Origin of the sequence: Streptomyces sp. (genome assembly GCF_031178505.1) — a bacterium.
Taxonomy (GTDB): domain Bacteria; phylum Actinomycetota; class Actinomycetes; order Streptomycetales; family Streptomycetaceae; genus Streptomyces; species Streptomyces gulbargensis.
This window is the reverse complement of record NZ_JAPSIW010000302.1, coordinates 1-7,660: the sequence shown is the minus strand read 5'-3', so window position 1 is coordinate 7,660 and position 7,660 is coordinate 1. Positions and strand designations below refer to the sequence as shown.

5 protein-coding genes and 1 pseudogene are annotated in these 7,660 nt (G+C 71.6%); 4 read left to right on the top strand and 2 right to left on the bottom strand.

Going from position 1 to position 7,660, the window contains the following annotated elements; translation table 11 throughout:
• Both RIF68_RS19905 and RIF68_RS19900 read right to left on the bottom strand, forming a co-directional pair.
• Positions 1-514, bottom strand: a pseudogene (locus RIF68_RS19905) (arabinogalactan endo-1,4-beta-galactosidase); the annotation flags it as partial.
• Between the two features lie 117 nt (positions 515-631).
• Positions 632-2,653 (bottom strand): beta-galactosidase, encoded by a 2,022-nt coding sequence (locus RIF68_RS19900; protein ID WP_309052638.1) that lies wholly within the window; start codon positions 2,651-2,653, stop codon positions 632-634.
• Positions 2,654-2,836: 183 nt separating this feature from the next.
• Between RIF68_RS19900 and RIF68_RS19895 the strand changes: the two genes are divergently transcribed.
• Genes RIF68_RS19895 through RIF68_RS19880 form a run of 4 tightly spaced genes read left to right on the top strand, consistent with a single transcriptional unit; the run spans position 2,837 to position 7,003 of the window.
• Positions 2,837-4,150: an extracellular solute-binding protein gene (locus RIF68_RS19895; RefSeq protein ID WP_309052637.1), complete on the top strand. Its 1,314-nt coding sequence runs from the start codon at positions 2,837-2,839 to the stop codon at positions 4,148-4,150.
• Complete coding sequence (locus tag RIF68_RS19890; protein ID WP_309052636.1) at positions 4,147-5,073, top strand: sugar ABC transporter permease; 927 nt, start codon at positions 4,147-4,149, stop codon at positions 5,071-5,073. The genes RIF68_RS19895 and RIF68_RS19890 overlap by 4 nt, the downstream gene beginning before the upstream one ends.
• Positions 5,070-5,975 (top strand): carbohydrate ABC transporter permease, encoded by a 906-nt coding sequence (locus tag RIF68_RS19885; protein WP_309052635.1) that lies wholly within the window; start codon positions 5,070-5,072, stop codon positions 5,973-5,975. Before RIF68_RS19890 ends, RIF68_RS19885 begins: the two co-directional genes overlap by 4 nt.
• Entirely contained in the window at positions 5,972-7,003 is a 1,032-nt protein-coding gene (locus tag RIF68_RS19880; protein WP_309052634.1) for a LacI family DNA-binding transcriptional regulator, read from the top strand. The genes RIF68_RS19885 and RIF68_RS19880 overlap by 4 nt, the downstream gene beginning before the upstream one ends.
• The last annotated feature ends 657 nt before the right edge of the window (positions 7,004-7,660 follow it).

Genomic DNA, 7,660 nt, shown 5'->3' with positions numbered 1-7,660 from the left:
AGGTCAGGTCGTCGACGTTGATCCAGTTGCCCGCCCCGGCGTCGCTGTTGATGCTGACGGTGCACTGGTGGGCGGTGACGGTGACCGGCACGACGATACGGATCCAGCCGCTCGCGGAGACCGGGAGGTCGGTGCGCTGTTCGGCGCCGCCGCAGTTCTTGAGCGCTATGTACGCGGAGTGCTGACCGCCGCCGGAGCGGACCCAGGCAGTGAGCCGGTAAGCGCCGTTGGCGAGGCCGGAGAGACGCTGGTAGGTCTCCACCTGGTAGGCGGTGGACGCCCAGTGGCTCAGCCGGTAGCCGCCGCCGTGGCCGCCCGCCTCGGCGTAGGAGGCGCCGGCCGAGCCGTTCTCCGACCAACCGGCGGGGGTGGCCGCGCCGGTGCCGTCGGCTTCGAAACCGCCGTTGGTGAGGGTGCTCGCCGCCTGGGCGGCGGGCGCGGGCGCCAGGGTGAGGGCGAGCCCCGCGGCCAGCGGCAGCAGCAGGGCTCTGAGCGTGCGTCCGGGATGGAACATCATCGTCCGTCGTCCCTTCGACGTAGGGGAAGGTGCCGGGCGGAGAACGAGCGGCCCTCCGCCCGGGAGTGGTGCGGGCGGCCCCCGACCGCGGAACGTGCGCCGGGGGCCGTTCGTTCAGCCGTCGAGCCGGACGACCCGTACGGCCCCCGCGGGAACCTCGATGCGGCCCGCGGCGGTCTCGCCCGTCAGCAGTTCGGTGCCGGGCGTGTCCAGGGGCACCTTGGCGTCGGTGCCGGTGTGGTTGATCGCGAAGAGGTAGCTGCCCGACTCCCCGGTGCGCCGCACCACCTCGACGTCCCGGGGGAGGCCGGGACGGGCCGGGACGCGCGCGTCCTCGGCGGCCCGGGCCAGCACCGCGTCCAGGCCGCCGGTGTCCAGGCGGGTGGAGACGTACCAGGCGGTGCCCTCGCCGAGGCGGTGCCGGGTGACGGCGGGATAACCGGCGGCCGGGCCGTCCGCGTACGTCCACACGGTCTCGGCGCCACGCGGGACGACGAACTCGGTCCAGACGTCGGCGGCCAGGCCGGTGCCGTCGGGGCCGGTGACTCGGACCGTGTCGCCCTCCAGCAGCGGTGCGAACTCCTCGACGGTCAGCCCCAGCACGTCCCGCAGCGCGCCGGGACAGGCGCCCTCGTGGACGGCGTCGTGCTCGTCGACGATGCCGGAGAAGTACGACACCAGCAGCGTGCCGCCGCCCTCGACGTACCGGGTGAGGTTGTGGCCGGCCGCCTCGGTCATCAGGTACAGCGCGGGCACCACGACCAGGGGGTAGGCCGACAGGTCGGCCTCCGGGTGGGCGAAGTCGACCGTGAGGTGACGGTCGTAGAGCGCCTCGTAGAAGGCGTCGGCGCGTTCGCGGGCGTCGTGGTCCGCACTGGGCCGCCACTCCAGGTTCTGCGCCCACCAGGAGTGCCAGTCCCAGAGGACGGCCACGTCGGCGACGGTGCGGGTGGCGCGGATCTCGCGCAGTGCGTCGAGTGAGGCGCCGAGCCCGACGACCTCGCGCCAGACGCGGGTGTCGGTGCCGCCGTGCGGCAGCATCGCCGAGTGGAACTTCTCCGCGCCGCGCCGGGACTGCCGCCACTGGAAGAACATCGCGCCCTCGGAGCCGCGGGCCACGTGGGCGAGGGAGTTGCGGGCCATCTGGCCTGGGGTCTTGGCCGGGTTGCGCGGCTGCCAGTTGACGCCCGAGGTGGAGTGTTCGAGCAGCAGCCAGGGGGCGCCGCCCGCCACCGAGCGGGTCAGGTCGGCGGCCATGGCGAGGTTGACGTGGGTGCGGCGGCCGTCCGTGATCAGGTAGTGGTCGTTGGTGACCAGGTCGACCTCGCGGCCCCAGGCCCAGTAGTCGATCGAGTCGCACTGGCTGAGGGCGGTCATGAAGTTGGTGGTGACCGGGACGCCGGGTGCCAGGCGGTGCAGGATGTCGCGTTCCGCGCGGAAGTTCTCGCGGATGGTGGCGTCGGCGAACCGCTTGTAGTCCAGCGCCTGGGCCGGGTTGCCGACCGTGGGGGTCAGGCGCGGCGGGTTGATGTCGTCGAAGCCGCCGTAGCGCTGGCCCCAGAAGGTCGTGCCCCACGCCTCGTTGACCGCGTCGACCGTGCCGTACCGCCGCGCCAGCCAGCGGCGGAAGTGCGCGGCGCAGGAGTCGCAGTAGCAGGCGGAGACGGGGACGCCGTACTCGTTGTGCACGTGCCACATCGCGAGCGCGGGGTGGTCGCCGTAGCGCTCGGCGAGCCGGGTGGTGATGTTCGCGGCGGCGGCCCGGTAGTCGGCGTTGCTGTGGCAGATGGCGCCGCGGGAGCCGAACTCGTAGCGCCTGCCGTCGGCGGTGACGGGCAGCGCCTCGGGGTGGGCCCGGAAGAACCAGACCGGGGGAACCACGGTGGGGGTGCCGAGGTCGACGCGGATGCCGTTGTCGTGGAGCAGGTCGAGTACCCGGTCGAGCCAGCCGAAGTCGTACGTCCCCGGCGCGGGCTCCAGCAGCGCCCAGGAGAAGATCCCCACGCTCACCATGGTGACGCCGGCTTCCCGCATCAGCCGGACGTCCTCGGTCCAGACGCTTTCCGGCCACTGCTCGGGGTTGTAGTCCCCGCCGAAGGCGAGCCTGGTGAGGCCCTTGGGAGTGGTCTCCGGCATGTAAGTCTCCCGGTCGATCGATCATTTGGGAACGTGCACACACATGGTGAGCGGTACGAGCCCAACATAACCGCACAGCAACAACCATTGACAAGTGTCCGGGACGTTTCTCTACTGTGAACGCTCACAGAAGCATGGCAGGTCCTCGTGCTGTGCGAGGACCCTGTATCAGGGGAGATATCCATGCCGCACACGAAGCACCGTCGCCTCGTGGCCACCGCCGTCGCCGTCACGCTCGGCGCCACCGCGCTCGCCGCCTGCGGATCGGAGGACGACGAGGCCCGGTCGGGTCCCGTTTCGCTCACGTACTGGACCTGGGCGCCCGGCATGGACAAGGTCGTCGACCTGTGGAACAAGGGACCGGGGAAGAAGGAGCGGATCAGCGTCACGGTGAAGAAGCAGGCGTCCGGCGACACGCTGGTCACCAAGATCCTCACCGCGCACAAGGCCGGTGAGGCCCCCGACCTGGTCCAGGCCGAGTACCAGGCGCTGCCCACGCTGGTCAGCAATGACGCGCTGGCCGACATATCCGGCGAGGTCGGTGACGCCAAGGCCGCGTTCACCGAGGGCGTCTGGCAGCAGACCACGCTGGGCACCGACGCGGTCTACGCGGTGCCGCAGGACATCGGGCCGATGATGTTCTACTACCGCGCGGACCTGTTCGAGAAGTACGGCCTCGACGTCCCCGCCACCTGGGACGAGTTCGCCGAGACCGCCCGGGCCCTGAAGAAGAAGGCCCCGGAGGTGGACCTCACCACCTTCTCCGCCAACGACTCCGGTCTCTTCGCCGGCCTCGCCCAGCAGGCCGGCGCCAAGTGGTGGACCACCGAGGGCGAGAAGTGGAAGGTCGGCATCGACGACGCGGCGACCAGGAAGGTCGCCGAGTTCTGGGGCGGACTCGTCAAGGAGGGCGCCATCGACAACCAGCCGATGTACACCCCGGCCTGGAACAAGGCCCTCAACACCGGCAAGCAGATCGCCTGGGTCAGCGCCGTGTGGGCCCCGGGCACCCTGACCACCGCCGCGCCCGACACCGCCGGCAAGTGGGCGATGGCGCCGCTTCCCCAGTGGTCCGGCGGCGAGAACGTCACCGGCAGCTGGGGCGGCTCCTCCACCGGCGTCACCACGGACTCCGACGACAAGGAGGCCGCCGCGAAGTTCGCCGCCTGGTTGAACACCGATGCCGAGGCCCTGAACGCGCTCGCCGAGGAGAGCGGCGTCTACCCCGCCGCCACCGCCGCCCAGACCAGCGGCGCCTTCGCGGAGCCGCCGGAGTACTTCTCCCACCAGAAGGACTTCTGGAGCAAGGCCGCCGAGGTCGCGGCGACCACCGCGCCGTCCGCCTGGGGCCCCAACGTCAACGTCGCCTACACGGCCTTCAAGGACGCCTTCGGCGCCGCCGCCAAGAACAAGTCGGACTTCACCGCCGCGCTGGCCGCGATGCAGGACGCCACCGTCGCCGACCTGGAGAAGCAGGGCTTCGAGGTCGCCCGGTGACCAGCACGGCACGCCGGAGGCCGTACGGGGTGAGGACCGCCCCGTACGCCTTCCTCCTCCCCGCGGCCCTCCTCTTCGCCCTGTTCTTCGCGCTGCCCATCGGCTACGCGCTCTGGCTCAGCTTCCGCAAGGTACGGGTCTCCGGTCTCGGCCTGGGCTCGGGAGCCCGCACCGAGGTCTGGGCCGGCCTGGAGAACTACACCACCGCCTTCACCGACAGCGAACTGCTCAGCGGCGCGCTGCGCGTGCTCGGCTACGGCGCGATCGTCGTCCCCGTGATGCTCGGACTGGCGCTGCTGTTCGCGCTGATGCTCGACTCCGAGAGGGTGCGGCTCGCCCCGCTCACCCGGCTCGCGATCTTCCTGCCGTACGCCGTCCCCGGTGTGGTCGCGGCGCTGCTGTGGGGCTTCCTGTACCTGCCGGACGTCAGCCCGTTCTACTTCGTGCTCGACCGGCTCGGCCTGCCGCAGCCGGACCTGCTGGACGGCGGTCCGCTCTACCTCGCCCTGTCGAACATCGCCGTGTGGGGCGGCACCGGCTTCAACATGATCGTCATCTACACCTCGCTGCGGTCGATCCCGGCCGAGGTGTACGAGGCGGCGAAGCTGGACGGCGCCGGCCCGCTCCAGATCGCGCTGCGGATCAAGATCCCGATGGTGGCGCCCTCGCTGGTGCTGACCTTCTTCTTCTCGATCATCGCCACGCTCCAGGTGTTCAACGAACCCACCACCCTCAAACCGCTCACCAACTCCGTGTCCACCACCTGGAGTCCGCTGATGAAGGTGTACCAGGACGCCTTCGGCAAGGGCGACATCCACGCCGCCGCGGCCCAGGCGACCATCATCGCCGTGGTCACCCTGCTGCTGTCCTTCGGCTTCCTGCGGGCCGCGAACCGTCGTCAGAAGCAGGAGGCGGCCCGATGAGTTCCCTCGCCCTGCGCGAGTCCGCGCCCGCCGCGGACACCACCCCCGGCGCCGCCCAGGGGTTCCCGCGGCGCCGGCGAACCGCCCTCGTCCCGACCGTGACGCTGCTGCTCGGCGCGGTCTACTGTCTGCTGCCCGTGGCCTGGGTGGTGATCGCCTCCACCAAGTCGGGCAGCGAACTGTTCTCCACCTTCACCTTCCTGCCGGGCAGCGGATTCACCGAGAACCTGTCCGACCTCAACGCCTACCGCGACGGCGTGTACTGGCAGTGGATGGGCAACTCCGCCCTGTACGCCGTGGCCGGCGCCCTGCTCTCCGCGGCCGTGTCGGCGTGCGCCGGGTACGCGCTGGCGGTCTACCGCTTCCGCGGCCGGGAGGCGATGTTCAACGTCCTGCTGGCCGGGGTGCTGATGCCGCCGGTGATCCTCGCCGTCCCGCAGTATCTGCTTCTGGCTCAGGCCGGCCTGACGGACTCCTACCTGTCCGTGCTGCTGCCACAGATCCTCTCCCCGTACGGCGTCTACCTGGCCCGCGTCTACGCCGCCGCGGCCGTCCCGGCGGACGTGGTCGAGGCCGGGCGGATGGACGGCGCGAGCGAGTGGCGGATCTTCACCCGGATCGCGCTGCCGATGATGGTGCCGGGTCTGGTGACGGTCTTCCTGTTCCAGTTCGTGGCGATCTGGAACAACTTCCTGCTGCCGTACATCATGCTCAGCGACGACGAGAAGTTCCCGATCACCCTCGGCCTGTACACGCTGCTGGAGCAGGGGGCGAACACCCCCGCCCTGTACACGCTGGTGGTCACCGGCGCCTTCCTCGCGGTGTTCCCGCTGGTGGCGCTGTTCCTGGTCGTCCAGCGGTTCTGGAGTCTGGACCTGCTGTCCGGGGCCGTAAAGTCATGACCATGAGCAAGGCAGGGGGCCGGCCCAGACCACCGACCATCCACGACGTGGCGCGCGAGGCGGGTGTCTCGCGCGGCACCGTCTCGCGCGTCCTCAACGGCGGGCACTACGTGAGCCCGGCGGCCCAGGAGGCGGTCAACGCCGCGATCCGCAGGACCGGGTACGTGGTGAACCGGCACGCGCGCTCGCTGATCACCGGCCGGTCGGACTCGGTGGGCTTCCTGTTGACGGAACCCCAGGAACGCTTCTTCGAGGACCCCAACTTCAACGTCCTGCTGCGCGGCTGCACCCAGGCGCTGGCCGCGCACGACATCCCACTGCTGCTGATGCTGGCGGGAACGGACGACGAACGACGGCGCCTCACCCGGTACATCACCGCGGGGCACGTCGACGGAGTGCTCCTGGTCTCCAGCCACTCCGGCGATCCGGTGGCGCAGGAACTGCTGGAGGCGGGGGTGCCGCTGGTCGCCTGCGGCAAACCGATCGGGCTCGGGTCCAAGGTGAGTTACGTGGCCGCGGACGACCGGGACGGCGCCCGGGCCATGGTCCGGCATCTGCTGTCGCTCGGCCGCCGCCGGATCGGCATGGTCACCGGTCCGCTGGACACGCCCGGCGGTGTCGAACGGCTCGCCGGCTACCAGGAGGAGCTGACCGGGGCGGGTCTTCCGGTCGACGACCGGCTCATCGCCTCCGGCGACTACAGCCGGGCCAGCGGCGAGGCCGGCGCCGAACTGCTGCTCGCCCGGGCGCCCGACCTGGACGCCGTGTTCGTCGCCTCGGACCTCATGGCGCAAGGCGTGCTCGCGGCGCTGCGGCGGGCCGGGCGGCGCGTGCCGCAGGACGTGTCCGTCGGCGGCTTCGACGACTCCCCCGCCGCGCCGTCGGCGAGCCCCGCGCTGACGACCATCCGGCAGCCGTGGGACCGGATCAGCTCGGAGATGGTACGGGTGCTGCTCGCCCAGGTCGGCGGCGAGGACCCGGCGGCGGTGATCCTGCCGACGGAGCTGGTGGTACGGGACTCCGCCTGAGCCGCGGTCCGTGCCGGGCCGGCCGTGGGGCGCCGGCGGACCGGCCCAGGACACCGGTCGGCTCGCCCGTGGGACGTCTCCGCGGCCTTCCACGGACCGTGGTGGACCGGCCCGCGCACCAGCGCGCGGCGCGGGGCCATGAGGCCTAGCGTCGGCACGGACCTTCGGGGGCCGCCCCGCACGTACGCCCGCGGCCTGACGCGCCTTCCACGCGCGCCCCCACGGCATGCCGATCACCGGGCTTCAGCCGACGCGACGCTTGCCGCAGCGCCCTTCACGGTGCGCATACGCACGGTCCGCCGGTTCCGTCCGCCTCCGCGGCCCGTCAGCGTCCCTCGGAGTACAGGAGATCGCCATGGCCCGAAGGGCGCCGACGCGTTGTCCGGAGCCGCGCCGAGCAGCGGGCCGAGCATCCGGTCGGGGGCGCCGACGCCGGCGGTGCGCAGCGGGACGGGCTGGCCACGGTCCGGGGCGAGCCCACCACCGTGGCCGACGACGAGCTGGACGGAAGTCGGCCCCCGCCCAGGTGCCCGGCTGGCAGAGCCTCTGCGAACAGACCGAGGACGAACGTCTCGGAAGCCACCTCTCACAACCAGTACCGCGGCTGGAAGGGCGTGGGCGTCTTCCCCGCGTGCACTGCCGAACGGACCGGCGAGG